The 25,728-nt window shown below is 38.9% G+C and carries 25 protein-coding genes; 20 read left to right on the top strand and 5 right to left on the bottom strand.

Annotated elements, in window-relative coordinates:
• Nucleotides 1–58: 58 nt before the first annotated feature.
• A complete protein-coding gene (locus ACWOEC_RS07745; RefSeq protein WP_455307186.1) occupies nucleotides 59–1,810 on the top strand; it encodes an ABC transporter ATP-binding protein in 1,752 nt (583 codons plus the stop codon).
• Nucleotides 1,810–3,588: an ABC transporter ATP-binding protein gene (locus ACWOEC_RS07740; protein ID WP_455307184.1), complete on the top strand. Its 1,779-nt coding sequence runs from the start codon at nucleotides 1,810–1,812 to the stop codon at nucleotides 3,586–3,588. The genes ACWOEC_RS07745 and ACWOEC_RS07740 overlap by 1 nt, the downstream gene beginning before the upstream one ends.
• Before the next feature lie 111 nt (nucleotides 3,589–3,699).
• Here ACWOEC_RS07740 and ACWOEC_RS07735 read toward each other — a convergent pair whose 3' ends face one another.
• Both ACWOEC_RS07735 and ACWOEC_RS07730 read right to left on the bottom strand, forming a co-directional pair.
• On the bottom strand, nucleotides 3,700–4,173 hold the full coding sequence (locus ACWOEC_RS07735; protein WP_455307182.1) for a glutathione peroxidase: 474 nt from the start codon (nucleotides 4,171–4,173) through the stop codon (nucleotides 3,700–3,702).
• Nucleotides 4,174–4,240: 67 nt separating this feature from the next.
• Entirely contained in the window at nucleotides 4,241–5,614 is a 1,374-nt protein-coding gene (locus ACWOEC_RS07730) for an MATE family efflux transporter (protein ID WP_455307180.1), read from the bottom strand.
• Between the two features lie 196 nt (nucleotides 5,615–5,810).
• Between ACWOEC_RS07730 and trxB the strand changes: the two genes are divergently transcribed.
• The 5 genes from trxB (at nucleotide 5,811) to thrB (ending at nucleotide 11,153) form a co-directional block, all read left to right on the top strand.
• Nucleotides 5,811–6,722, top strand: coding sequence for a thioredoxin-disulfide reductase (gene trxB, locus ACWOEC_RS07725; protein WP_297074653.1), 912 nt, complete (start codon nucleotides 5,811–5,813; stop codon nucleotides 6,720–6,722).
• Between the two features lie 91 nt (nucleotides 6,723–6,813).
• Nucleotides 6,814–8,538 carry a phospho-sugar mutase gene (locus ACWOEC_RS07720; RefSeq protein ID WP_455307178.1) on the top strand — a complete coding sequence of 575 codons (1,725 nt, stop codon included), beginning with the start codon at nucleotides 6,814–6,816 and terminating at the stop codon, nucleotides 8,536–8,538.
• A 61-nt stretch (nucleotides 8,539–8,599) separates the two neighbouring features.
• Nucleotides 8,600–8,902 (top strand): ArsR/SmtB family transcription factor, encoded by a 303-nt coding sequence (locus ACWOEC_RS07715; protein WP_297074656.1) that lies wholly within the window; start codon nucleotides 8,600–8,602, stop codon nucleotides 8,900–8,902.
• A gap of 101 nt (nucleotides 8,903–9,003) precedes the next feature.
• Nucleotides 9,004–10,272 (top strand): homoserine dehydrogenase, encoded by a 1,269-nt coding sequence (locus tag ACWOEC_RS07710; RefSeq protein ID WP_455307175.1) that lies wholly within the window; start codon nucleotides 9,004–9,006, stop codon nucleotides 10,270–10,272.
• Entirely contained in the window at nucleotides 10,269–11,153 is an 885-nt protein-coding gene (thrB, locus tag ACWOEC_RS07705) for a homoserine kinase (RefSeq protein WP_455307173.1), read from the top strand. The genes ACWOEC_RS07710 and thrB overlap by 4 nt, the downstream gene beginning before the upstream one ends.
• A gap of 136 nt (nucleotides 11,154–11,289) precedes the next feature.
• Here the strand turns inward: thrB and ACWOEC_RS07700 are convergent, their stop codons facing one another.
• Nucleotides 11,290–12,150 (bottom strand): pyruvate, water dikinase regulatory protein, encoded by an 861-nt coding sequence (locus ACWOEC_RS07700; protein ID WP_455307171.1) that lies wholly within the window; start codon nucleotides 12,148–12,150, stop codon nucleotides 11,290–11,292.
• A 92-nt stretch (nucleotides 12,151–12,242) separates the two neighbouring features.
• Between ACWOEC_RS07700 and ACWOEC_RS07695 the strand changes: the two genes are divergently transcribed.
• The 11 genes from ACWOEC_RS07695 (at nucleotide 12,243) to glyS (ending at nucleotide 22,698) form a co-directional block, all read left to right on the top strand.
• Nucleotides 12,243–12,695 carry a Fur family transcriptional regulator gene (locus tag ACWOEC_RS07695; RefSeq protein ID WP_297074661.1) on the top strand — a complete coding sequence of 151 codons (453 nt, stop codon included), beginning with the start codon at nucleotides 12,243–12,245 and terminating at the stop codon, nucleotides 12,693–12,695.
• A 147-nt stretch (nucleotides 12,696–12,842) separates the two neighbouring features.
• Nucleotides 12,843–13,019, top strand: a complete 177-nt coding sequence (gene rpsU / locus ACWOEC_RS07690) for a 30S ribosomal protein S21 (protein WP_002356740.1) — start codon at nucleotides 12,843–12,845, stop codon at nucleotides 13,017–13,019.
• 29 nt (nucleotides 13,020–13,048) lie between these two features.
• Nucleotides 13,049–13,492 carry a GatB/YqeY domain-containing protein gene (locus tag ACWOEC_RS07685; protein ID WP_455307169.1) on the top strand — a complete coding sequence of 148 codons (444 nt, stop codon included), beginning with the start codon at nucleotides 13,049–13,051 and terminating at the stop codon, nucleotides 13,490–13,492.
• 97 nt (nucleotides 13,493–13,589) lie between these two features.
• Nucleotides 13,590–14,597: a PhoH family protein gene (locus ACWOEC_RS07680; protein WP_455307167.1), complete on the top strand. Its 1,008-nt coding sequence runs from the start codon at nucleotides 13,590–13,592 to the stop codon at nucleotides 14,595–14,597.
• A gap of 14 nt (nucleotides 14,598–14,611) precedes the next feature.
• Entirely contained in the window at nucleotides 14,612–16,810 is a 2,199-nt protein-coding gene (locus tag ACWOEC_RS07675; RefSeq protein WP_455307165.1) for an HD family phosphohydrolase, read from the top strand.
• A gap of 4 nt (nucleotides 16,811–16,814) precedes the next feature.
• Nucleotides 16,815–17,294, top strand: a complete 480-nt coding sequence (ybeY, locus tag ACWOEC_RS07670) for an rRNA maturation RNase YbeY (protein WP_455307163.1) — start codon at nucleotides 16,815–16,817, stop codon at nucleotides 17,292–17,294.
• Complete coding sequence (locus ACWOEC_RS07665) at nucleotides 17,272–17,676, top strand: diacylglycerol kinase family protein (RefSeq protein WP_297075317.1); 405 nt, start codon at nucleotides 17,272–17,274, stop codon at nucleotides 17,674–17,676. The genes ybeY and ACWOEC_RS07665 overlap by 23 nt, the downstream gene beginning before the upstream one ends.
• Nucleotides 17,677–17,689: 13 nt before the next feature.
• The gene (gene era / locus ACWOEC_RS07660; RefSeq protein WP_455307160.1) at nucleotides 17,690–18,589 is read left to right on the top strand and encodes a GTPase Era; all 900 of its coding nucleotides are present in this window, start codon (nucleotides 17,690–17,692) and stop codon (nucleotides 18,587–18,589) included.
• Between the two features lie 57 nt (nucleotides 18,590–18,646).
• A complete protein-coding gene (gene recO, locus ACWOEC_RS07655) occupies nucleotides 18,647–19,420 on the top strand; it encodes a DNA repair protein RecO (RefSeq protein ID WP_455307158.1) in 774 nt (257 codons plus the stop codon).
• A gap of 291 nt (nucleotides 19,421–19,711) precedes the next feature.
• The gene (glyQ, locus tag ACWOEC_RS07650; RefSeq protein WP_297075324.1) at nucleotides 19,712–20,629 is read left to right on the top strand and encodes a glycine--tRNA ligase subunit alpha; all 918 of its coding nucleotides are present in this window, start codon (nucleotides 19,712–19,714) and stop codon (nucleotides 20,627–20,629) included.
• A complete protein-coding gene (gene glyS / locus ACWOEC_RS07645; RefSeq protein WP_455307156.1) occupies nucleotides 20,629–22,698 on the top strand; it encodes a glycine--tRNA ligase subunit beta in 2,070 nt (689 codons plus the stop codon). Before glyQ ends, glyS begins: the two co-directional genes overlap by 1 nt.
• A gap of 35 nt (nucleotides 22,699–22,733) precedes the next feature.
• Here the strand turns inward: glyS and yidC are convergent, their stop codons facing one another.
• Both yidC and ACWOEC_RS07635 read right to left on the bottom strand, forming a co-directional pair.
• Nucleotides 22,734–23,675: a membrane protein insertase YidC gene (gene yidC, locus ACWOEC_RS07640; protein WP_455307154.1), complete on the bottom strand. Its 942-nt coding sequence runs from the start codon at nucleotides 23,673–23,675 to the stop codon at nucleotides 22,734–22,736.
• A gap of 109 nt (nucleotides 23,676–23,784) precedes the next feature.
• The gene (locus ACWOEC_RS07635) at nucleotides 23,785–24,060 is read right to left on the bottom strand and encodes an acylphosphatase (protein ID WP_455307152.1); all 276 of its coding nucleotides are present in this window, start codon (nucleotides 24,058–24,060) and stop codon (nucleotides 23,785–23,787) included.
• Nucleotides 24,061–24,136: 76 nt separating this feature from the next.
• Here ACWOEC_RS07635 and ACWOEC_RS07630 point away from each other — a divergent pair, with 76 nt between their 5' ends.
• Both ACWOEC_RS07630 and ACWOEC_RS07625 read left to right on the top strand, forming a co-directional pair.
• Nucleotides 24,137–24,898: a TrmH family RNA methyltransferase gene (locus ACWOEC_RS07630; RefSeq protein ID WP_455307150.1), complete on the top strand. Its 762-nt coding sequence runs from the start codon at nucleotides 24,137–24,139 to the stop codon at nucleotides 24,896–24,898.
• Nucleotides 24,899–25,063: 165 nt separating this feature from the next.
• A complete protein-coding gene (locus ACWOEC_RS07625; protein ID WP_455307148.1) occupies nucleotides 25,064–25,567 on the top strand; it encodes an HDIG domain-containing metalloprotein in 504 nt (167 codons plus the stop codon).
• The last annotated feature ends 161 nt before the right edge of the window (nucleotides 25,568–25,728 follow it).

Raw genomic sequence — 25,728 nt, 5'->3', positions numbered from 1 at the left:
TTAACGCGGGCTGATATTCCAGTTCGCGTTTTTCTGACGCTAAAAGGAGTGAAGTAAGGTGTCGATATTTAAAAAATTAGGTTGGTTTTTTAAAGCTGAAAAGAAACATTATATTATTGGAATTATCGCATTGATTGTAGTCGCCATCGTCCAATTAATTCCACCAAAAATTATTGGTGTAATCATTGATGAAATCGATGGTCGTTTGTTAACGAGTTCACGTCTAGTAATGTGGATCAGTATTTTAGTAGTCGCCGCTAGTTTACAATATGTGTTTCGTTTTATTTGGCGGACGAATATTTGGGGAAGTGCCGCGCGTTTAGAACGAAGCTTACGCGAACGATTGTTTCGACACTTTACGAAAATGGATCACGAATTCTATCAACAACATCGTACCGGTGATTTGATGGCACATGCCACAAATGATGTTAGTGCGGTCCAAAACGTTGCTGGAGCAGGAATTTTAACATTTGCCGATTCGTTGATCACAGGGATTTCGACGATTGTCGCGATGGTGTTATTTGTAGACTGGCGTTTGACGATTTTAGCGATGATTCCATTACCATTATTAGCCGTAACGTCTCGAGTTTTAGGATCAAAAATCCATGCGGCATTTCGTGAATCACAAGCGGCGTTTTCCACGATCAATGATAAAGCACAAGAAAGTATTACTGGAATGAAGGTCATCAAAACATTTGGTCAAGAAAAAGAAGATATCGCCGATTTTGAAACGAAGATCGAACAGGCGATTGTGAAAAATCAGCGGGTCAATCGCTTAGATGCGTTATTTGATCCTGCAATTACCTTGATTATTGGCCTTTCTTATGTGCTGACGATTATCATTGGTGGACGCTATGTCATGAACGAAACGATTACGATCGGACAATTGGTGTCTTTTGTAAGTTATATCGGGATGTTAGTATGGCCGATGTTTGCGATTGGGCGCTTGTTTAATGTCATCGAACGAGGAAATGCGAGTTATGATCGAATCGAAGCACTATTGGCACATCAAACGCACATCATCGAAGAAAAGCATGGCATTAAAACCAAGGCTCAAGGGGATGTAATGATTGCAATTAATGAATTTCATTATCCAAAACAAAACGCAATCGCATTACAAGATATTCAAATTACCATAAAAGAAGGACAAACATTAGGACTAGTTGGGAAAACTGGAGCGGGAAAAACAACGCTGCTAAAATTATTGTTACGCGAATACGATCATTTTAACGGTAAGATTTTATTTGGCCAACACGGGTTGAGTCAATATACTTTAGATGCATTGTTGCAATCGATTGGGTATGTACCACAAGATCATTTTTTATTTTCTATGACGATTTTAGACAATATTCGCTTTGCTAATCCGACTTTAGCTAAAGAACAAGTGTATCAAGCTGCGAAGATGGCTGCAATCCACGAAGATATCTTACAATTGCCACAAGGATATGACACAATGGTCGGAGAGAGAGGAGTATCGTTATCTGGTGGTCAAAAGCAACGGTTGTCGATTGCCAGAGCTTTAGTTGTAAGACCGGAGTTGTTGATTTTAGATGATGCCTTATCGGCAGTTGATGCAAAAACGGAAGAAAAAATCTTGACTCAATTACGTACGGAACACCATCGACAAACGACAATCATTGCTGCGCATCGTTTAAGTAGTGTGATGCACGCCGATGAGATCGTAGTGTTTGATGAAGGAAAGATTACCGAACGTGGGACACATCATGAGTTATTAGCTTATGATGGTTGGTATCGTAAAATGTGGGAAAAACAACAACTTGAAGCAAAAATTGAAGGAGGAGAAGCCTAATGGAAAAACAATCAGAATGGTCCAAATCCCTGCCTTTGAAAGAACAGCTAACAATCATTAAACGAATGCTCAAATTTACCAAAGCGTACCGTAAGACATATGTGATTGCGATTGGCTTTTCTTTAGCCTTAGCGATCGTCAATATTTTGATGCCAAAGGTCTTGCAATATTTGATTGACAATTATTTGACGGCCAAATCAGCCACCACGCAAATCATTCTCTTTTTTGGTGTGTTATATCTGATCGGAACACTTTTAAAAGCCGTCATTTGGTTTTTTCAAAGTTATTTGTATTCGATGGCCTCGTTAAAAACATTACAACATGTGCGTCTCACGCTATTTAAAAAGTTACACACACTTGGTATGCGGTACTTTGATCAAACACCGGCGGGATCGATTGTATCGCGAGTATCAAACGATACAGAATCGCTTAATGAATTTTGGTACGTCTTTTTAACGGTCATTACGGGCGTATTTGCCGTCGTGTCCTCATTCATCGCGATGTTCCAGATCAATGCTAAAATTGCGTGTATCAATTTATTATTTTTGCCGATCTTATTATTTGTCATTTGGTATTACCAAAAATACAGCTCGAAGATCTATCGCCAAATGCGTGAACGCTTGAGTCAGTTAAATACCAAGTTGAATGAATCGATCTCTGGGATGAGTATTATCCAACAATTTCGACAAGAAGAACGTTTGAATCGTGAATTTGAAGCGACAAATAACGATTATTTGGCTACACGCTTTGCGATGATTCGCACAAATTCTTTGCTTTTGGCGCCAATTATTAATCTGTTATATGCTCTAGCAGTAGCAGTTTCTTTAAGTTTATTTGGGATCGACGCGATGCACTCACCGATTGAAGTTGGCCTGATCTATGCCTTTACTACGTACGTATCGAGCTTTTTTAATCCGATGACGCAAATGATGGACTCCTTAAGTGTCTTTACAGATGGAATCGTAGCGAGTAGTCGGATTTTGGCGATATTGGATCATGAAGAAGCAACACCACAACCTTATGCACAAGCCGATGCTATCGTGACACAAGGGAAAATCGAATTTCGCCACGTGACGTTTTCTTATGACGGGCAACATCCAGTACTAAAAGATATTTCGTTTATTGCTTATCCAGGACAAACGGTAGCCTTAGTCGGGCATACTGGTAGCGGAAAAAGTTCGATCATTAATGTATTGATGCGTTTTTATGAATTTGGTGAAGGACAAGTCTTGATCGATGACCGTGATATTCGAGAATTTTCGTTAGCTGAGCTGCGTGAAAAATTAGGATTAGTACTTCAAGACGCTTTTCTATTTTATGGAAATATTAGTGACAATATTCGTTTGATGAATCCAAATATCACGCAATTTGAAGTCGAAGAAGCAGCTCGATTTGTTCAAGCGGATGCGTTTATCCAAAAATTACCAGGCGGATATCATGCTAAAGTGATTGAACGCGGTGCGGGATATTCTAGCGGGCAACGCCAATTGATTTCATTTGCACGTACGATCGTAACGCAACCGAAAATTTTGATTTTAGATGAGGCAACCGCTAATATCGATACCGAGACAGAAGGGTTTATTCAGGAAGGTTTGCAAAATATGCGCCGTGGTCGTACAACGATCGCAATCGCCCATCGGTTGTCGACCATCAAAGATGCGGATTTAATTCTTGTATTGGATCATGGAAACATTGTAGAACGTGGGACACATGAACAATTGATCGAACAAATGGGACTTTATGCTGACATGTATGCTTTACAAAGTGCAGAAGTCTAAAAAGAGGTGCTGACAGAAGTTTACAGCTTATTTTTGAAGGAATCACTTCTGGAGTACTATTTATTCAGTGCATAATGGGGTGTGACAGACATTTGTCACACCCCATTTTTTTTATAAAATTGCTTCGATATCAGTAGTTGCATCTAATGGGGATGTTTTTGGACCATAGCGTTTAATGACATGTCCTTCTTTATCGACTAAAAATTTTGTAAAATTCCATTTGATGGCATCAGACAGCAAGCCACCTTGAGCCTCTTTTAAATACGTAAATAAAGGGTGGGCTTCTTTTCCATTTACGGCGATGATTTCATGCATTGGAAAACTTACTCCATAAGAAAGACGACAGCTTTCAGCAGCCTTTTGTCTATCACTGACTTCTTGATGGAATTGATTGGAAGGAAAGCCGAGAACGACAAATCCTTGGTCTTGGTATTTTTTATAAAGTGCTTCAAGATCAGAAAACTGTCCTCTTAAGCCGCATTTTGTTGCTGTATTGACGATCATCATCGCTTGCCCTTTATAGCGTTCAAGCGTATAAGCATTACCCGATTCATCTACTACTTCAATATCATAAATTGTTGTCATATTATACCCTCCAATATGAAATCAGTACAACTTTAGTATACACAAAAAGTGAACAAATACCCACGAATTAAGCCAGTTCGACTTCTTCTTTTTGATCTAGTACCGCTTTAGAACGCCATACTCCAGAGCGCCAACGATAGATCATCAATAGGCTACGTAGTAATTCATCGATCGCATAGGCAATCCATACGCCAACAAGGCCCCAACCGATAGGGATAGCTAACAGATAAGAAAACGGCAGGCTGATGATCCATAAGACGATTAAACTACACACTAGTGGATATTTGACATCACCGCTTGCATTTAAGGAACCAACTAAGATCATATTGACCGAACGAACAGCTTCTAATAAGATTTCAACTAAAAAGACTTGCTTGGCAATCGCAATGACGGTTTCATCTGTGGTAAAGATCCCCATGATAGGCTCGATAAAAATGTAAGTCAGAATACAAATCAATACACTTGCACTCACACCAAGAATCATGGAACGCATGCCTCTAGTATATGCACGATCAAATTCTTTTGCCCCTACATGACGACCGATCATAATCTGATTTCCTTGACTTAAAGCTGCAGCAATCAAATAGACGAATTGTGAAATGGCCGTAATATATGATTTGGCGATCAGTACACTTGCCCCTAAAGAAGCCACGATCATAGTTACGACGACTTGAGCCCCTTGATACGATAATGATTCGCCTGAAGAAGGAAGACCATAAGTTAAGATTTGTTTCATACGCTTAAAGGAGAAGCGTTTAAGGGACAATTCCGTCAACGAATAATAAATATGTTTCTTCAATAATACAACAGCAATGATCAACCCGATACCATTACCAAAAACACTAGACCACGCTAATCCTGCTACGCCAAAACTTGGTAGACCAAAGGGACCATAAAGAGCAAAGTAATTGCCAATAACGGCCAAGATACTGGCTGTCATAGGGATTAAAAGAGCTGGTTTTGTATAGCCATGTGTACGTAAAATCGCGATAATCACAGCTGACAACGCTGAAATCACTAAACTACCTCCAAAAATCTGCAAATAACTTTTTCCAATGGCAATCAAATCAGGTGTGAGGTTCATGATGTGCAGTAACGGACTAGAAAGACTGATAAACGTTACACTGATCATCAGACCGATCAAAAAGGCACTAAATAAACTCGTATTGATGACTGCTTTAATTTCATGGTTACGTCTAGCACCAAGAAGCTGTGCAATAATGATTTGGGTACCCACTGTAACAAAACCATAAATAAAAATCGATAAATTCAACAATTGATTGGCAGCACCAATCGAGGCAACAGCGGGTTCAGAGTAATGTGAGATCATCCAAACATTGACATTTCCAATGACCACACGTAAGAAAAATTCAATAAAAATCGGCCAACTTAAAAACAATAATTCAGAATCAGATGGGGTAAGGCGAAATAATTTGGTCACAATAGGTTCCTTTCTTTTGAACACGACTTAGCAACAACTTCTTGAAAAGTTTACTCCACCAAATTAGAAAGTCAAGTTCTATGAAGAAACTCCAATAAAAAAACACTTGCTTTTTTTAAAAATTCAAAGCAAAATAGTCGACAGAGTGTCTAGAAAAAAGTAAAGTTTAGACAGTGAGAAAACGGAGGGGAAAATTATGTATGATGTAGTAATAATCGGAGCAGGACCTGCAGGGATGACCGCAGCGCTTTACGCTTCTAGAGCAAATTTAAATGTCGTAATGATCGAGCGTGGAGCCCCTGGTGGTCAAATGAACAATACAGCCGAAGTCGAAAACTATCCAGGATTTGATTCTATTCAAGGACCAGATTTGGCAAATAAAATGTATGAAAATACCGAGCGTTTTGGAACTAAAAATGCGTATGGCATCGTTAAAGGAATCAAAGATCAAGGCGATTACAAAGAAGTAATCACAGATGATGAAACTTATCAGGCAAAAACTGTGATTATTGCGACAGGCTGTGATCATCGTAAATTAGGTGTTCTGGGTGAAGACGAGTATGCAGGCCGTGGGGTATCGTATTGTGCTGTCTGTGATGGCGCGTTTTTCCGCAACAAAAAATTAGTGGTTGTTGGTGGTGGAGACTCTGCTGTTGAAGAAGCGATCTATTTGACACGTTTTGCTAAAGAAGTCGTGATTATTCACCGACGTGATGAACTACGTGCCCAACAAATCATTCAAGAACGCGCATTTGCAAATGAAAAAATCTCATTTATTTGGGATACTGTCGTAGAAGAGATCACAGGAAACGATATGGTCGTGCAAAGCGTGAAAACACGTAACGTAAAGACTGATGAAGTCAAAGAAGAAGCAGCAGATGGTGTGTTTATCTATGTCGGACTAGATCCTTTGACAGAGCCATTCCAAAATACTGGGATTTTAAATGAAGAAGGTTGGATCGTAACAGATAACAACATGCAAACGAAAGTTCCAGGCGTCTTTGCAGTCGGGGATGCGCGTGAAAAAGAATTGCGTCAAATCACGACAGCAGTCGGTGAAGGAAGTATCGCAGGCCAAAACGTATATAATTATATCGAATCATTGTAAAAGATGCGCTTAGGCGCATCTTTTTTTTTCTAGGCGTCCTATGTAATTAATGATATACTTAAAATGAATGAATGATGAAAGGGTGTTCTTTATGTCTTGGAAAGAAGTTTTTGAGCAATGGAAAAAAGAAGAAACATTAGATTCTTCTTTAAAATCAGAATTAGAAAAATTGGAGCAAGATCCTGCCGCACTAGAAGATGCTTTTTATACGCAATTAGAGTTTGGAACAGCAGGAATGCGCGGTTTATTAGGTCCTGGGATTAACCGAATGAACATCTATACCGTACGTCAAGCAACTGAAGGATTGGCACGATTTATGGATACACAAGATCCTGAAACTAAAAAACGTGGTGTGGCGATTGCATATGACTCACGTCATTTTTCAGAAACATTTGCGATGGAAGCTGCACGTACATTAGCTAAACACGATATTCCTTCATTTGTATTTGAAGGATTGCGTCCAACGCCAGAATTATCATTTGCTGTACGTCATTTACATGCTTTTACTGGAATCATGATTACCGCTTCACATAATCCAGCAGCATACAATGGCTATAAGGTCTACGGTGAAGACGGTGGTCAAATGCCACCAGCAGATGCAGATGCATTGACTGGATTCGTACGTGAGATTGAAAATCCACTAGAGATTCCCGTATTATCTGAAGCTGAGATTCATACAAGTGGTTTGATCTCAATTATTGGTGAAGAAGTCGATCATGCGTATTTAGAACGTATTAAAGAAGTGACGATCAATCATGTACTAGTTGAAGAAATGGGTAAAGAATTAAAATTAGTCTATACGCCATTACACGGGACAGGTCGTATGCTAGGTGAGCGTGCGTTGAAACAAGCAGGATTTGAAACATTTGTGATCGAACCAAATCAAGGGATTCCTGATCCAGACTTTTCAACAGTGAAATCACCAAATCCTGAAGAAGCAGGAGCATTTGAGTATGCGATGACGCTAGGGAAAAAAGAAGAAGCTGATCTTTTGATCGCGACAGATCCAGATGCAGACCGTTTAGGCGCAGCTGTCCGTTTGCCAAATGGTGACTACCAAGTGTTGACTGGAAATCAAATCGGAGCAATCATGATCCACTATATTTTAGAGGCGCATAAACAAGCCAATACGCTACCAGAAAACGCGGCTGTCTTAAAATCAATCGTATCAAGTGAATTGCCAACAGCGATTGCTAAAAGCTATGGCGTTACGATGATGAACGTGTTGACTGGGTTTAAATTCATTGCAGAAAAAATCGAACAATTTGAAGAAGACCATTCACATACTTTCATGTTTGGGTTTGAAGAAAGCTATGGCTATCTTGTAAAATCTTTTGTTCGTGACAAAGATGCAATTCAAGCGCTTGTTTTATTGGCTGAGATTGCCGCATATTATAAAAAAGCAGGAAAAACATTATACGATGCATTACAAGAAATTTTCGAAACCTATGGCTATTATGCTGAAAAAACGATTTCTGTAACGATGAGTGGTCAAGAAGGTGCAGCAAAAATCGCTGCTTTAATGACGCGTTTTCGTGAGCAAGCACCGACTACATTTGCGGGTATCGATGTAGCCGTTGCTGAAGATTTTCAAGCAGGTACGATCACAAATCTAAATACAAATGAAACAAGTGAAATGACAACACCAGCATCTAATGTATTAAAATACCAATTGGTAGACGATAGTTGGATCGCAGTACGTCCTTCAGGAACGGAACCAAAAATCAAATTTTACATTGGTGTTAAAGCAGATACTAAAGAAGCAGCGGACCAAAAAATCAATGATTTAGAAGCAGCGATCAATGCTTTAGCATAAATGAATGAAAACTAGGATGTTCTTGGTCCTAGTTTTTTCTATCGAATAAAGTAGGTGAATTATGGAAACTTCAGCAAATGAACTCGAACAAGTAGTCCAATTATTTAAAGTATTGAGTGATCGTAATCGCTTGAAAATTTTATTGTTTTTACAAACGGGTGAGAAAAATGTGACCACGATTGCTCAAGAAATGGATATGGAACAGTCTGCCGTGTCTCATCAATTGCGCTTACTGCGAGATAAACATATTGTAAAAACTAGACGCGAAGGAAAGGCGATTTTATATAGTTTAGATGATCATCACGTAGTCGAAGTGTTGACGAAGACCTTTGAACATGTTCATCATCAATCAAGCTTCTTTTGATGGATTTTCAGAAAATCCTAGTTTTTGTGGTCGCTTTTTGTTATGCTAATGGAAATTATTAGAAAACAATGAAAGAGATTTCTTTCAGAAAAGGAGTTTATATGGAAGACAAGCCACTAAATATTGCGATTTTAGGACTAGGATCTGTAGGGGGAAAGGTCGTTGAATTGCTCGCGCATCATCAAAAAAAGATGGTAGATCAAACAGGTAGAAAGATTCAAATCAAAACAGCATTGGTTCGCTCAGTAACACAACCTGATAAACGTTCAATTGCACAGCGTTATGGCATCGAGTTAACAGAGTCGATTGAAACGATCACAAACGATCCAGAAATTGAGCTCGTAATTGAATTACTTGGTCGTATCCATCCTGCAAAAGAATATATCGAAGCGTGTTTGATGAAGCAAAAGAGCGTGATCACTGCAAATAAAGATCTGGTTGCTTCTCATGGCGCATCATTAAATGACCTTGCACAAACTTATAATGTCGCTTTACTCTATGAAGCAAGTGTTGGTGGTGGTATTCCAATTATCCAAACGTTACAACAGCAATTTGCGTTTGATGAGATTACGAAAATGACGGGTATTTTGAACGGAACTACTAATTTTATTTTAAGTAAGATGCTAGATGAAGCACTAAGTTACGAGGACGCACTAGCTTTAGCTCAAGAATTGGGATACGCAGAGTCGGATCCGTTTAACGATGTTTCGGGAACTGATGCAGCTTATAAAGCGATCGTGTTGGCACAGGTCGTCTATAAAATCGCTCCTTCACTCGAGCAAGTCGCATTAGAAGGTATCGAAGATCTTTCAAGTGACTATTTAGCGCTTGTCAAACAGTTTGGCTACAAAGTGAAATTATTGGCGACGATCAAAGCAATAGCTGGTCAAGTCGAACTACAAGTGGCACCAACATTGATTGATACGCAACAATTACTTGCTCAAATTGATCAAGAAACCAATGCTTTAGTGATTGAAAGTAAACAGATCGGTCAGACTTTTTTAAGTGGTCCTGGAGCTGGAGCTGCTCCAACAGCTTCTAGCGTATTAGCAGATCTTTATCACTATCTCACAACACAAACATCTACTTCTTCATCGCTAAAGCTAGCCACACTTGGTAAAAAAGCGTCAAAGATATACGGGATTTGCTTTGAACAACCGACGCAAATCAAGAACTTTACGAATCAACAATTGACGTGGATTGATACGATCGTACATCAAACCGTTGAAACGAAAACGTATATTATGGTACGTACGAAGCCGATTTTAGAGGCTGAAAAAACGCAATTATGTACACAAATCGCAGAACTTACTTCATTTAGTAAATGTCTAGAGGTATTTGATGCTAAAGAAAAAGAGGATGGACAATGAAAATAAAAATTCCAGCAACGAGTGCGAATCTTGGACCGGGATTTGATTCTTGTGGGATCGCCGTCAATCGTTATCTAGAAATTACGGTAAAAGAAACTACAGATGCATGGGAAATCGAACACGATCTAGGTCAAGATATTGCAAGTGATCAAGAAAATTTACTGATTCAAACTGCTTTATCGGTCACAAAAGACTTAGTTCCGCACCGAATTCAGATGACATCGACAATTCCTTTAGCCAGAGGATTGGGAAGTAGCTCTTCTGTGATTGTCGCAGGAATTGAATTAGCCAACCAATTAGGACGACTAAATCTTTCGAATCAAGAAAAACTTACACTTGCAACTAAAATTGAAGGTCATCCAGATAATGTGGCCCCTGCGATTTTCGGTCAATTAGCGATTGCTTCTTATGATGCGACAAGTGGTCAAGTGGACAACGTCACTGCGCCTTTTCCCGAATGTGGAATTGTTGCCTACATTCCCAAACAAGAGTTATTGACGAAAACGAGCCGTGCAGTATTGCCAGAGACATTTACTTATCAAGAGGCAGTAAAAGCGAGTGCAATTGCAAATGTCATGTTGGGGGCATTGCTCACTAACGATATAAAACTAGCTGCTAGCATGATGGCAAAAGATCGTTTCCACGAATCCTTTCGTGCAAAAATCGTTCCAGAGTTAGCGCAATTAAAAAATTTAGCAACAAAAAATGGAGCCTATGGAGCGTTTTTAAGCGGTGCAGGTCCAACAGTATTGTTTTTAACACCAAAAGATCAAGAAGCACAATTGATGAACCAACTGGCTCTTTATGCAAAAGATACTGCAGTAATCGAAGCATTAGCGATCGATACTAAAGGGATCCAAGTCGAAAAAACGAGAGTGTGACAAGCGTCACACTCCCTAAAAGATAGATAAATAGTGCATCAGAAATAGCATTGTCAACAATAAGTCGAATCATTACCTAAATAGGTAACGATTCGACTTATTTTTTGGCTATCTACTTTTGGCACAGTTTCTTGTTTTAAATTGGTTTGGTACTTTCGTCAGAATCGGTAATGTAATAACTGTGGTCTTCTAATTTTAAGGCATTTAAAATCATAGAGGCTGTCTCTTCGATAGATAAAGATGCCACATTGATCACGACACAGCCGATTTTCTCATAAAGATCTTGTGCAAAATCTAGTTCTTCACGGATCTTATCAATATTTGAATAGGCCGTATCGGGATTTAACCCATAGGTCAACATGCGCTCTTTGCGAATCGAATTTAAAACGTCTGGATCATTCGTCAAACCAACGATCTTTTTAGGATCGACGTCCCAAATTTGTTTAGGGATATGCGCTTGCGGTACGATTGGAAGATTGGCTACTTTTAGATTTTTATTCGCTAAAAATAAACTAAGTGGCGTTTTAGATGTCCTAGAAACGCCTAATAATACAACGTCTGCTTCTAAAAAGCCTCTTGGATCTTTCCCATCATCGTATTTGACAGCAAACTCCATCGCTTTGATTCGTTTAAAATAATTTTCATTTAAGTGATGCATCGCACCTGGTTCACGCGAAGGTTCGATACCGGTACGTCTTGCGACTTCATCGACAGCAGGAGAAAGAACGTCCATATGAAAGACACCACTTTGTTCACAAAATTCATTTGTCAATTCGATCAATTCTGTTTTAATCAAGGTATGTAAAACCACACCGTTTTTTTGTTTTGCATCTTTTAATGTTTTTAAAAGTGCTTCCTTTGAACGGATAAAGGTTCTGCGATGTAGGGAAAAATCAACCGAAGGATATTGTGCCATAGTTGCTTGGGCAAGTTTTGTAGCCGTTTCACCAGCAGAATCAGATACCACAAAGAAATTAATAATAGGATTGTCTGTCATAAAATTCGCCTCACTTGTTTTTTTTATAGAAATAGTATACCATAAAGTGATTAAAATGAATCGTAATCATTTGGATTTAGGGGTAAACAGCTATGACAAATCACACGCAGCACACGCATGAATCAGGAATTGAGCAAGCGTTAGAATTACTAAAAACATACGGGTTTAAATATACCAAAAAACGAGAGATGCTCTTGACTTATTTAGCCAAGACCAACCGCTATCTGCCGGCTAGAGAAGTCTACGAAGCACTAAGTCAAACGTATCCTAATGTTAGTTATGATACGATTTATCGTAATTTACATGATTTTTCAGAAATCGGAATCGTCGAACAAACGGATCTAAATGGCGAGATGAAATTTCGCTTTCACTGTAAATTACATGGAATCGGTGAGCATCACCATCATTTTATTTGTTCGGTGTGTGGCAAAACGAAAGAGCTTCAATATTGTCCGATGACGATCTTTGAAGACCAATTACAAGGATGTAAGGTTGAAGGCCATCGTTTTGAGATTTATGGACGATGTGAGGAATGCCAAAATTAGTCAAATCACGAAATTCTCAGAACATTTTAAGAGAACATCTTGACAGTTTGATACCCCTCATATATAATTTTTTAAGGACAGTGTTGTTGGTTGGGTTTCCAATTAGCAAAAACGGTTACTTTTTAAGCTCGGAGGGAGGGAATTTATATGTCAAAAACAGTGGTTCGCAAAAATGAATCTCTTGACGATGCTCTTCGTCGCTTCAAACGTTCCGTGTCAAAAGCAGGTACTTTACAAGAATCTCGCAAACGTGAATTCTATGAAAAACCAAGTGTGAAACGTAAGAAGAAATCTGAAGCAGCTAGAAAACGTAAAAAATTCTAATCTAGCCGCAAAGAATTGGAGCTGGTAGTGTGACGCTACTTAGTACGTTGAACGATGACATGAAAACGGCGATGAAGGCTAAAGATAAAGAACGCTTGAGCGTGATTCGTATGTTGAAAGCATCGCTTCAAAACGAGCAAATCAAGGTTGGCCACGAATTGAATGATGAAGAAGAATTGACGATTTTATCTCGTGAGATGAAACAACGTCGTGATTCTTTGACTGAATTTGAAAAAGCGGGTCGTGAAGATCTTGTTGAAAAAATAAAAGGTGAAATTATCATCGTAGAAAAATATCTTCCGCAGCAGTTGACTGAAGAAGAAATCCGTCAAATCGTTTCTGACGCAATCGTGAAAACGAATGCGACTTCTGCCAAAGAATTTGGTAAAGTAATGGGCGTTGTGATGCCTCAAGTTAAAGGTAAAGCAGATGGAAATCAAGTAAACGCAATTGTGAAAGAGCTATTGAAATAAGAGGTAAGGACACGTCGCAGACAGTTTTGTCTGCGACTTTTTTCAATTTTACAGACAAAATGAAAAGCAGTAACGTTTTAAAACGAGTTATGGTATTATGGTACTAAAGTTCAATCACGAAGGAGCGATCATTTTTTTGTTTGAAAACCAATATTCTAGAGAAATCGAATTAGCATCAACAGATGACTTAGCGATGCTAGTCGGTACACATGATAAACATATGAAAGTTATCGAAGAACATACTCAAACCACGATTTTAACACGAGGCGAGGTCATTCAAGTACTTGGCGAACAAGCACAAGTCGATCAAGTTGTTGAATTGATCCAAGCGTTATTGCTTTTGATCAATCGTGGGATCAACGTTACCACTCCCGATGTGATTAGCGCATTGAAATTGATGCATCAACATAAATTGGGTTCTTTTTTGACGTTATATGAACAAGAGATTTTAAAAGATCGTACAGGAAAAGTGATCCGTGCGAAAAATCTTGGTCAAATTCGGTATGTCGAAGCTATTGAAAAGCATGATGTAGTATTTGGGATCGGTCCAGCTGGAACTGGGAAGACGTTTCTAGCCGTTGTATTAGCGATCGCGGCACTAAAAAAAGGGCAAGTAGAAAAAATCATCTTGACGCGACCAGCAGTAGAAGCAGGGGAGAAACTTGGATTTTTACCAGGTGATCTAAAAGAAAAAGTTGATCCTTACCTACGTCCAGTCTACGATGCGTTGTATCAAATCTTTGGTGTCGAACACACGACGCGTCTAATGGAACGCGGAGTCATTGAAATTGCACCATTGGCCTATATGCGTGGACGAACATTAGAAAATGCATTTGTGATTTTAGATGAAGCGCAAAATACGACGATCGCACAAATGAAGATGTTCTTGACACGACTAGGCTTTCATTCAAAAATGATCGTCAATGGAGATGCTAGCCAAATCGATTTACCAAAAGGTGTCACAAGCGGTCTCGTTCATGCGCAGCAAACGTTGCAAAACATCAAACAAATTCAATTTGTTCATTTTGATGCAGCAGATGTAGTGAGACATCCCGTCGTCGCTGAGATCATCAAAGCGTATGAGTATGAAACGGCACTTGAATAAAGAAGGGAGAACGTATGATAATTCAACCTTTAGCAAAATTACATCAAAAAATGGGACGGTTTTTTATTCCGACCGTCTTAGTATTCTTTTTTATTATCAGTACATTATTATTGTATCCTAGTGTGCAGCAAAAAAGTGTGAGCTATCAAGAAGGCCAAGTAGCGGAAGAAAATATCCGAGCGAACAAAACGATCGAAAATACGAACGCAACGGAGCAAAAACGCAAATTAGCAGCCGAAGCGGTCACACCAGAATACACCTATCAATCGGATATGGCGAAAAAACAATACGATTTAGTCAATAATTTATTCACCTTGATCTTACGTGTGAAAGATGCGGCAGATAAATCGTATCAACAAAAAGTACAAGCCGCAAAAAATGGAACAGAAGTTGTGAAACCGACTGTAGATGAACTGATTACGGCATTGAAGAAAGAATTCAAATCAATCGATTCAGACGATTTAGATTTTTATCAAAGCATGAACACGAATTTTTTACAAAATATATTTACACTTTCATCTGCTGAAATAGCAACTGTTCGTGATCAAACACTTGAATTGATGAATGAACAAATGTCTAAACAAATCAAATCCAATGAGGTCGAAACCGCTAGACAAACGGCTGAAAATCAGTTGGATCAACTAGAATTAAGTGTTAGTCAAGCAAGTGTCATCCGTTATTTATTAAGTAAGGGGATCGTGGCCAATACTTTCTTAAATGAGAAACGAACGACTGAATTGCAAAATGAAGCAAAAGATGCCATTCAGCCGGTGATGATTTACCAAGGGGAGATCATCGTTCGTGAAGGTTCACAAATCGATCAAACGGCGATCGAAAAATTGAAATTGCTTGGATTGACCAATAAAAATAAAAGCTATTTTTCATTGGTTGCTGTAGTTTGTGCGATTTTACTGCAAATCGGCATGCTGATCTTTTTTGTCAAACAAATGGAAGAAAAAACTAAAGCTACTGATTGTTATCTATTTTATATGACGATTATGACGCTTAGTATGGTCGCGATGAAGTTTTTCCAACTGTTTCAATCAGGGGGACTACCGTATATCCCGTTATTCTTTCCAGCTGCATTTGCGCCGCTTGTGTTGAATCTATTTATGAATCGACGCTCAGGGCTATTAGCAGCGTTATTCCAAGTAATCTTTGCGATGTTTATTTTCAATAATACCTATAGCGATATTGGAACCAATATTTTGATTTTTATTTTGCTTTCGTATTTGTTCTCAGGTGTGATAGGGGCGATCATTCGTCAACAACGTATCTCCGAACAATTGGTGATCTCGACGATGTGGTTGGTCATCTTCCCATTGTTGATGAACATTATGCTTGTGATCTATCAAGGAATGAGTATTACCGAAGGACAAACATGGATCGCCTTAGCCTGTGCTTTAGCCGGGACGCTGTTGTCGTTACTCTTGACGATGGGACTACATCAGTATATCGAATTGCTCGTAACTGATGACAGTGTTATCGTATTAAATGAATTGAGTAATCCAAACCATCCGCTATTGAAACGTTTATTAGAAGAAGCACCCGGCACGTATCACCATAGTATGATGGTAGCCAATTTAAGTGCCAATGCGGTCGCAGCGATTGGTGGCAATTCCTTGCTCACACGTGTAGCGTGTTATTATCATGACATCGGTAAATTGAAACATGCAAATTTCTTTGTTGAAAATTTACCTGCCGGAGCGGAGAATCCGCATAATTTCTTGTTGCCAGAAGATAGTCGCGATATTATTTTCGGTCACGTTTTAGATGGCGCAGAAGTCTTAGAAAAAGAGCGGATGCCGCAAATGGTGATCGATATTTGTCGACAACATCACGGCACAACATTGATGAAATTCTTTTACGTGAAAGCCAAAGAACGCAATGATCAAATCGAAGAAGCGGATTTTCGTTATCCAGGTCCAAAACCGCAGTCAAAAGAAGCAGGTGTCGTAAGTATCGCAGATAGTTGTGAAGCGGCTGTACGTGCGATGGATCATCCAAGTAATGAAGATATCAAACGCTTTGTTTCAAATTTGATTAAAGATCGAATTTTAGATGGACAACTAGAAGATTCTGGGTTAACGTTAAAAGAAATTCGGTTAGTTGAAGAATCTTTAGTCAATGGATTATGTTCGACTTTCCATTCGCGGATCAAATATCCTAAAATGAAACCTACTGCATCACAAGACTCAAAGAAAGAAGCGTAACAAGATGGAAATTACCTTTATTGATGAACAAACACTCGTAACACCAGAAAAAATCAGCGAAATTCAAGCATTATTAAATTTTGCAGCAATGCATCTAGGAATTGAAGAAGATGCAGAGATGTCGGTTACGTTTATGAATAACCCAGAGATTCAAGTCATCAATCGGGAGTATCGAGGAAAAGATGCGCCGACTGATGTGATTAGTTTTGCATTTGAAGAAGAAGGGGAGGGAGAGATGGAGATTTTCTTTGATGAAGAAAACGCCCTTGATCTACCACGAACACTTGGAGACATCATGATTTCAGTCGAGCGTGCCAAAGAACAAGCTAGTGAGTATGGTCATTCTTTTGATCGTGAACTAGGGTTTTTAGCTTTACATGGTTTTTTACATATCAATGGATATGACCATATGACTCCAGAAGATGAAAAAGAGATGTTTGGCCTTCAAAAAGAAATTCTTGATGCATATGGACTTGAGAGATAAGACGCACGAACAAACAGAAAAAAACAAATCATTTATCCAATCGGTCGACTTTGCCGTTACAGGGTGGAAGACAGCTTTTCATGATGAGCGAAATTTTCGTAGTCATCTTATGACGACAGTCGCAGCCATTTTAGCGGGTCTATTCTTTCGCTTGGCGATGTATGAATGGTTTTGGCTACTAGGCAGTTGTTTTTTGGTTTTATTCGCTGAATTGATCAATACTGCTTTTGAAAATGTAGTCGATATGGTAACGGATCATCATTTTCATCCCGTCGGAAAAAAAGTCAAAGACATTGCAGCTGGGGCTGTTTTACTCACCGCATGCTTTGCTTTTTTAATTGGATGTTTGATTTTTATCCCAAAAATTATAGCATGGTTTTAATTAAGGAGAAGAAATGACAGAACATAAATCAGGATTTGTAGCGATCGTGGGTCGCCCAAACGTTGGAAAATCAACATTATTAAATCGAATCGTTGGTCAAAAAATTGCGATTATGAGTGATAAGGCTCAAACAACACGAAACAAAATCCAAGGAGTATATACGACAGACGATACCCAAATCGTTTTTATCGATACACCAGGAATCCATAAACCAAAGTCACGTCTAGGTGACTTTATGGTTGAAACAGCCTACAGTGCATTACGTGAAGTCGACGTTGTGTTGTTTATGATCAGTGCAGATCAAAAGCGTGGTAAAGGAGACGACTTTATCATTGAACGCTTGAAAAAAAGTGATGTGCCCGTCTTTTTAGTCGTAAATAAATTGGATAAAGTCCAACCGGATCAGTTATTATTGACAATTGAAGATTACGCGAAACAAATGGAATTTGCAGAAGTCGTTCCAATCTCTGCTACAGAAGGCAACAATTTCGAAACGTTAATGCAGACGATCGAATCAAAATTACCAGAAGGTCCACAATATTTTCCAGAAGATCAAGTCACAGATCATCCAGAATATTTTATTGTTGCTGAGTTGATTCGCGAAAAAATATTATTATTAACACGCGACGAAATTCCGCATTCTGTAGCCGTGGTAGTGGATTCGATGAAACGTAACGATCAAGATAAAGTCGAAATCCAAGCGACGATCATCGTCGAACGAGATAGTCAAAAAGGAATCGTGATTGGTAAAGGCGGCAAGATGATGAAACAAATCGGTACAAAAGCACGTCGTGACATTGAACAATTACTAGGAGATAAAGTATTCTTAGAATTATGGGTAAAAGTGCAAAAAGATTGGCGTGACAAACAACGTTATCTGACCGATTACGGCTACAAAGAAAACGAATATTAACCAACTAAGTTACACAGCTAACCGTTGTGTAACTTTTTGTGTCAAGAGGAGGACGATATGGGGATTGTAGAGTCAAAGGGACTGATTTTATTTGTGAAAAATCATAAGGAAAAAGATCAGCTTGTCAAAATTTTTACGGAATCAGCTGGAAAACAAATGTTTTATGTTAGAGGGATCCATCGGAAAAATAATCCCTTAAAAGCTGCCGTTATGCCTTATACAAAAGCGACATATATTGGTGCCTTTCATACAGAAGGGCTTTCGTTTTTAAATGCAGCAAAATATATCACACCTTTTCAACAGATTCAACAAGATATCGTACTCGCAGCTCATGCAACGTATTTATTGAATCTAGCAGATGCGGCAATTGAAGATCATGTATACGATCCCCAATTATTTCACTTTTTAGAACAAGCATTGACGCTCATTGATGAAAAAAAAGATGCAGAGATCATTACCAATATTTTTGAGATCCAACTGATGCAACGATTTGGTGTGCGCCTTCATTTTCAAGATTGTGTGGTTTGTCATAAACGGACAGGAAAATTCGATTTTTCTTCAGCTTATAGTGGCATCTTGTGTACAGAACATATGCATCTAGATCCTTATCGTTACCATGCTGATCCTCGTGCAATCCATTTTTTGCGCTTGTTTCATCAAATCGAATACACGCAAATCCAAACAATTACGCTCAATACTGAGACAAAACAAGCGATTCGCCAGGTGCTAGATGAATTATACGATGAATACATCGGAATCAAGCTCAAAAGCAAAACCTTCCTAGATAAACTAGCCACGTGGTACCCTATGGATGGACCATCAGCGAATTAAGGTACGTTTTATTTTTAGGTTGACAAATGACCTAGTTAGCTACTATCATAGAGGAAACGTAAATAGACCATTGCGATGATCAAAAACAAGTCGATAAACTTCTTTTTAAGCGAATTTGTGATAGTGAGAGACAAATAAAGAACGTCGATATTGAGGCATTTGAGAGCAAGTGAAAAAAAGCGCCAGATTTAATCTGGAAGTAGGGTGGAACCGCGAGAATCTCGTCCCTATACTCTTTAAGAGTATAGGGACTTTTTTGTATGGACTTTTACAAATAAAAGGAGTGTAGACATGAAGAAACAAACTTTAACGATCCAAGAAATGATTTTGACGTTACAAAAATTTTGGTCAGATAATGGCTGTATGTTAATGCAAGCATATGACACCGAAAAAGGAGCCGGAACAATGAGTCCGTACACGTTTTTACGTGCAATCGGACCTGAACCGTGGAATGCGGCGTATGTAGAGCCTTCAAGACGACCAGCAGACGGACGCTATGGTGAAAATCCAAACCGTTTATATCAACATCACCAGTTTCAAGTCGTTATGAAACCTTCACCAGAAAACATCCAAGAACTTTATTTAGAAAGTTTGGCTTTATTAGGGATCGATCCTTTAGAACACGATATCCGTTTTGTTGAAGATAACTGGGAAAACCCTTCGATGGGGTGTGCAGGTTTAGGATGGGAAGTATGGCTTGACGGTATGGAAATTACACAATTTACTTATTTCCAACAAGTCGGAGGCTTACAATGCCAACCGGTAACATCTGAGATCACTTATGGATTAGAACGTTTAGCGTCTTACATTCAAGAAGTAGAGAGTGTGTATGATCTAGAGTGGATGCCAGGTGTGAAATATGGTGAGATCTTTACTCAACCTGAATATGAGCATTCAAAATATTCATTTGAACTGAGTGACCAAGCATTGTTACTTGACAACTTCATCAAATTTGAAGCTGAAGCAAAACGATGTATCGCAGAAAATTTAGTCCATCCAGCATATGATTATATCTTAAAGTGTAGCCATAATTTTAACTTATTAGATGCTAGAGGTGCGGTATCGGTTACCGAACGAGCAGCGTATCTTTCTCGTATCCGCAATATGGCTAAAGCAGTTGCGAAAATTTTTGTAGCAGAGCGTGAAAAATTAGGGTATCCACTACTTAGTCGCACAGAAGCTGCACAATGGATCAAGGAGGAAAAGTAATGTCTCGAGATATCTTATTAGAAATTGGTTTAGAAGAAATGCCCGCACATGTTGTTGGCAAAAGTGTAGCCCAATTAAAAGAAAAAACAGCCAATTTTTTACAACAAAATCGGTTGAGCTTTGATAGTATTGAAGTCTTCTCAACACCACGACGTTTAGCGGTGAAAGTGATCAATGTACCAGAATCACAAGAAGATATCAAAGAAGAGGTCAAAGGACCCGCTAAAAAAATCGCGTTAAATAATCAAGGAGAATGGTCAAAAGCAGCTGAAGGTTTTGTTCGTGGTCAAGGTGTAACGGTTGAAGAAATTACATTCAAAACGATCAAAGATGTGGAGTATGTTTATGTGACAAAAGAAATCAAGGGTCAAAACACCATTGATGTATTGCCAGGGTTAAAGGAAGTCATTACCAGCCTAACATTCCCTGTAACAATGCATTGGAATCGTTATACCTTTGAATATATTCGTCCGATTCATTGGATCGTGGCTTTATATGGAGCAGAGATCATTGATTTTACGTTACTAGATGTCCAAACTGGACGTACTTCACGTGGCCATCGCTTTTTAGGCCAACCGGCGACGATTGCTGATCCAAGTGCGTATGAAGAAGCACTAGATGCGCAAGCGGTGATTGTGGATGCTGCAAAAAGAGAAGCGATGATTCGAAACCAAATCGAAGCAATCGCAACTAAACACGAGGTCATCGTGGACTTAGATGCAGAATTATTAGAAGAAGTCACAAATTTAGTAGAATATCCGACTGCTTTTTTAGGCTCATTTGACGAAAAATATCTATCTGTGCCAGAGGAAGTATTGGTCACGTCTATGAAAGAACATCAACGCTATTTCGATGTACGTAATCAAGATCGTGCCTTGTTGCCTTATTTTATTTCTGTGCGTAATGGAAATGAAAAGGGGATCGAAAATGTTGCCAAAGGAAATCAAAAAGTGTTGACTGCTCGTTTAGAAGATGCCGAATTTTTCTATCAAGAAGATCAAAAACTAACGATTGCTCAATGTGTTGAAAAATTAAAACAAGTAGCGTTCCATGAAAAGATTGGTTCTTTGTATCAAAAAATGCAACGTGTTACGAAAGTAGCGCAAATCATCGGACAAACAGTTGGATTAAGTGACACACAAGCCAATGATCTAAAACGTGCGAGTGAGATTTATAAATTTGATCTTGTGACCAATATGGTCGGCGAATTTCCAGAACTACAAGGGATCATGGGCGAGAAATACGCCTTGTTACAAGGTGAAACACTAGCTGTAGCACAAGCGATCCGTGAACACTACTTGCCAATCTCAAGTGAAGGAGCACTACCTGAATCAACGATTGGTGCGGTTTTAGCGATAGCTGACAAACTAGATAGTTTGTTGACGTTCTTTGCTGCTGGTATGGTCCCAAGTGGATCAAATGATCCGTTTGCACTACGTCGTCAAACTTATGGGATCATTCGAATTATTGAACAAAAAGAATGGAATCTTTCATTACTAGACTTACGCAACGTTATCAAAGATGCAGTAGCTGAAGATCTAGCTGTACTGGATATCCAATTGGAAGATCAAACACCATTTTTAGACTTTTTAAACGGTCGTGTACGCCAATTTTTAGCAACTAAAGCGATCCGCCACGATATTATCGAAGCAGTGATCCATTCTAGTCAAACAGATCTTAGCCAAATGTTTGAAGCAGCGACTGTTTTAAATGCGCATGTTAAAGATGCTGGGTTTAAACCATCGATCGAAGCGTTGACGCGTGTAATCAACTTAGCGAAAAAACAAGAGATCACAGAAAAAACGGTAGACGAAGCGCTGTTTGAAAATCAGACGGAACAAGAGTTGTACACGGCTATCAAAGAAGTAGAGGCACAATTTACGACACGGACTTTAGAAGAAAATTATGTAGCATTAATGGCATTACAAGAACCTATCGAAGCTTATTTTGAGCAAACGATGGTGATGGTAGAAGATGAAGCGATTCGTCATAATCGTTTGGCGATGTTGACGCGTTTAGCAACATTAGCCTTGACGTTAGCAAGTTTAGATGAATTAATGACAAAATAAAAAAATCGTTCAGAGGATTCTCTGAACGATTTTTTTTATTTACGTTTTTGTTGTTTTCCGGCATTACGGCCATTTTTAGCGTTTGGTTTAGTTGTGGTGACTTTTTTAGTAGTTTGTGTTTGTGGCGTTACGTCTTTAACAGTAGGTGTTACAACAATTTTAGGTGGATTTTTTTCCATCTCCGCTGCGATTTTCTGTTTGATTCTTGGTTTCATCAAGACGTTTGTAATAAACGTTTGGACACAGCTGAAAATACCCCCAACAACCCAGTACAATGTCACACCAGCCGGTGCACTAAAGGAGATAAAGACGATCATCAAAGGAGAAACGATCAACATACTACGCATGGTTTTCTTTTGTTCTTCTGGCACACCGATCAAGGATAGGTAGCCTTGGCCGACATATGAAAGACCAGCTAGAATCACTAAGATCAAACTAGATTTTCCAAGATCGATCCCTAAGAAGCTTGCACTGTTGATTCCTTGTGTATAGCTAACTGTAAAGTATAATGCTGAGAAAATTGGCATTTGAATCAGCAATGGTAAGCAGCCGATTCCACCGAACATGCTGACATTGTTTTCTTTATAGACTTGCTGCATTTGCATTTGCGCTTGCATTTGTTCTTCTTTTGTTGCAGCTTTTTTCATATTGGCTTGCGCAATATCGATTTGTGGTTTAAGATATTGCATTTTTTCTGCTTGAACCATCGCTTTTTTCGACTGACTGATTCCCATCGGCAATAAAATGATCCGAACGATGATCGTAACGATGATGATAGCTAGGCCAAATCCCCAGTTAAAGTTTTCTGCTAAGTACGTTAAAAATCCTCCTAGAGGAACAACCAATGTTTTGTAGATAAACCCATCTGGATCTGGAACACGTGTACCGTTTTGTTCGATTGTTTTGACACAACCAGATAAAAAGAACAACAGCGTGAATAGACCGCTTGCTAAGAACCATGTTTTTTTATTTTTCATTTATTTCTTCCTTTTCATGTAATTTAGACAAAGTTAACTATACTAAAGTTTCTGTGTCTTTTCAATCACACGGGAAAAAAACATCTGTTCCATCCTAAAGACTTAAGAATTAATAAAGAACATCAAACGAAGTATAGTGGGTAGCATTGTCTAGTTCCTCGATTTCTAATGCGCGCACGTTTCCCATTGGCGAAGGAGAGGCTTTGACTGTACTGATAAAAAAGGCAAGCTGTTGTTGACTTCCTTGGGCTATGATTGTAACATCCCCATTTTCTTCGTTTTTGACAGAGCCTGTAATTTGCTGTTCATCTGCTGCGAGTTTTGTTAAATAGCGAAACCCGACTCCTTGAACGCGTCCACTCACGCTCATTTTTACTGTTCGCATAATATCCCTCCTGAAAGCTATATTTGATAGGTTGATTATACTAAATCCGTGCTATAATGCCAATTGAGGTGAAAATATGGACGTAATTACATCAAAAACCAATCCGATAATCAAAGAATTAAAAAAACTGCATCAAAAAAAATATCGGGAACAAACACAACAATATATGATCGAAGGATTTCATTTAGTCGAAGAAGCTGTTAAGACCAATCAAGTAATCACACATCTTTTTGTGAATACCCGTGGAAAACAAGAGTGGGAAACATGGATCGAGCAACAAGCACTTGAAGCGACTTATCTAGCTGATGAAATCTTTGCTATGTTAAGTGATTCTGTCACTCCACAAGGAATCTTGGCTTGTGTAAAGATGCCGATAACACCACTAGATCAAGTAGCTGGAAAATGGCTTTGTCTAGATCGCGTGCAAGATCCTGGAAACGTGGGCACCATGATCCGTACAGCAGATGCTGCAGGTTTTACTGGAGTTATTTTAGGAAAAGGAACAGTCGATGTTTATCATCCCAAAGTAGTTCGCAGCATGCAAGGGAGCCAGTTTCATTTAACGATCATTCGAAAAGACTTAGCAGATGTCTGCGATACGTTTACCCAAATGAATATTCCGATTTACGGTACAGAGCTAAATGAAGCCGCAGTCGATTATCGCACGATCAAACCAACTCAAGATATGGCGTTGATTCTTGGCAATGAGGGACAAGGAGTCGCGTCATCGTTACTTGAAAACACGACGAAAAATCTTTACATCCCGCTATTAGGTCAAGCAGAATCGTTGAATGTAGGTGTAGCTGCAGGGATATTAATGTATCATTTTCTCTCTTAAGCATTCATTTGATTAGGATAAAATTGATAGACAGCTCTTTTTTATTTTATAAGAAATGATTAAACAATGAGAAAATACCTCGGTTTTATTAGAAGTGGGTGATTGTGCGTGCTATACTTTTTCTCGTACACAACTGTACAGATTGAAAAGGTGGCGTACAAGTTTATGACAGAAAAATGGAAACAAGATGCTGAGTATATGTCTTGTGTAGCAGATTTATTGGAACACCCCGAAGTTCAACGTTTATCCGAGTTCGTACAACATCTGCATTCGACTCGCTTAGACCATTCGATTAGTGTATCCTACCATAGCTATCAAATTGCAAAGAAAACAAAAGCCGATGCGCGTGCTGTAGCCCGTGCAGGATTATTGCATGATATGTTTTACTATGATTGGCGTACTACGAAATTTGACGGAGGCAGCCATGCCTATATGCATCCTCGAATTGCGGTAAAAAACGCAGAAAAAATCACAGAGCTATCTGAAGTGGAACGCGACATTATCATCAAACACATGTGGGGCGCAACGATTGCACCACCTAAGTACAAGGAAAGTTACATCGTCACGATGGTTGATAAGTACTGTGCAATCAAAGAAGCCGCGACACCGGTGACTAAAATGATCAAAGAAAAATTATTAAGAAAAACAGTGTCAACTGATCAACAATAAAAAAACTGTAGCCGCATGGGCTACAGTTTTTTTAGGCTCTTTGTCAATAAGGACTGATGAAGAGAAATTTTATAAATCAGAGGAAGTAGAGAAATCTGCTTCCTCTGATTTTTTTGTTATTTTATGACGATTAACTGATTCATCATAAAAATTCTCGTTCT

Source organism: Enterococcus bulliens (assembly GCF_053761865.1).
The sequence above is the reverse complement of the archived record's forward strand: the minus strand, read 5'-3'. Positions and strand labels throughout refer to the sequence as shown.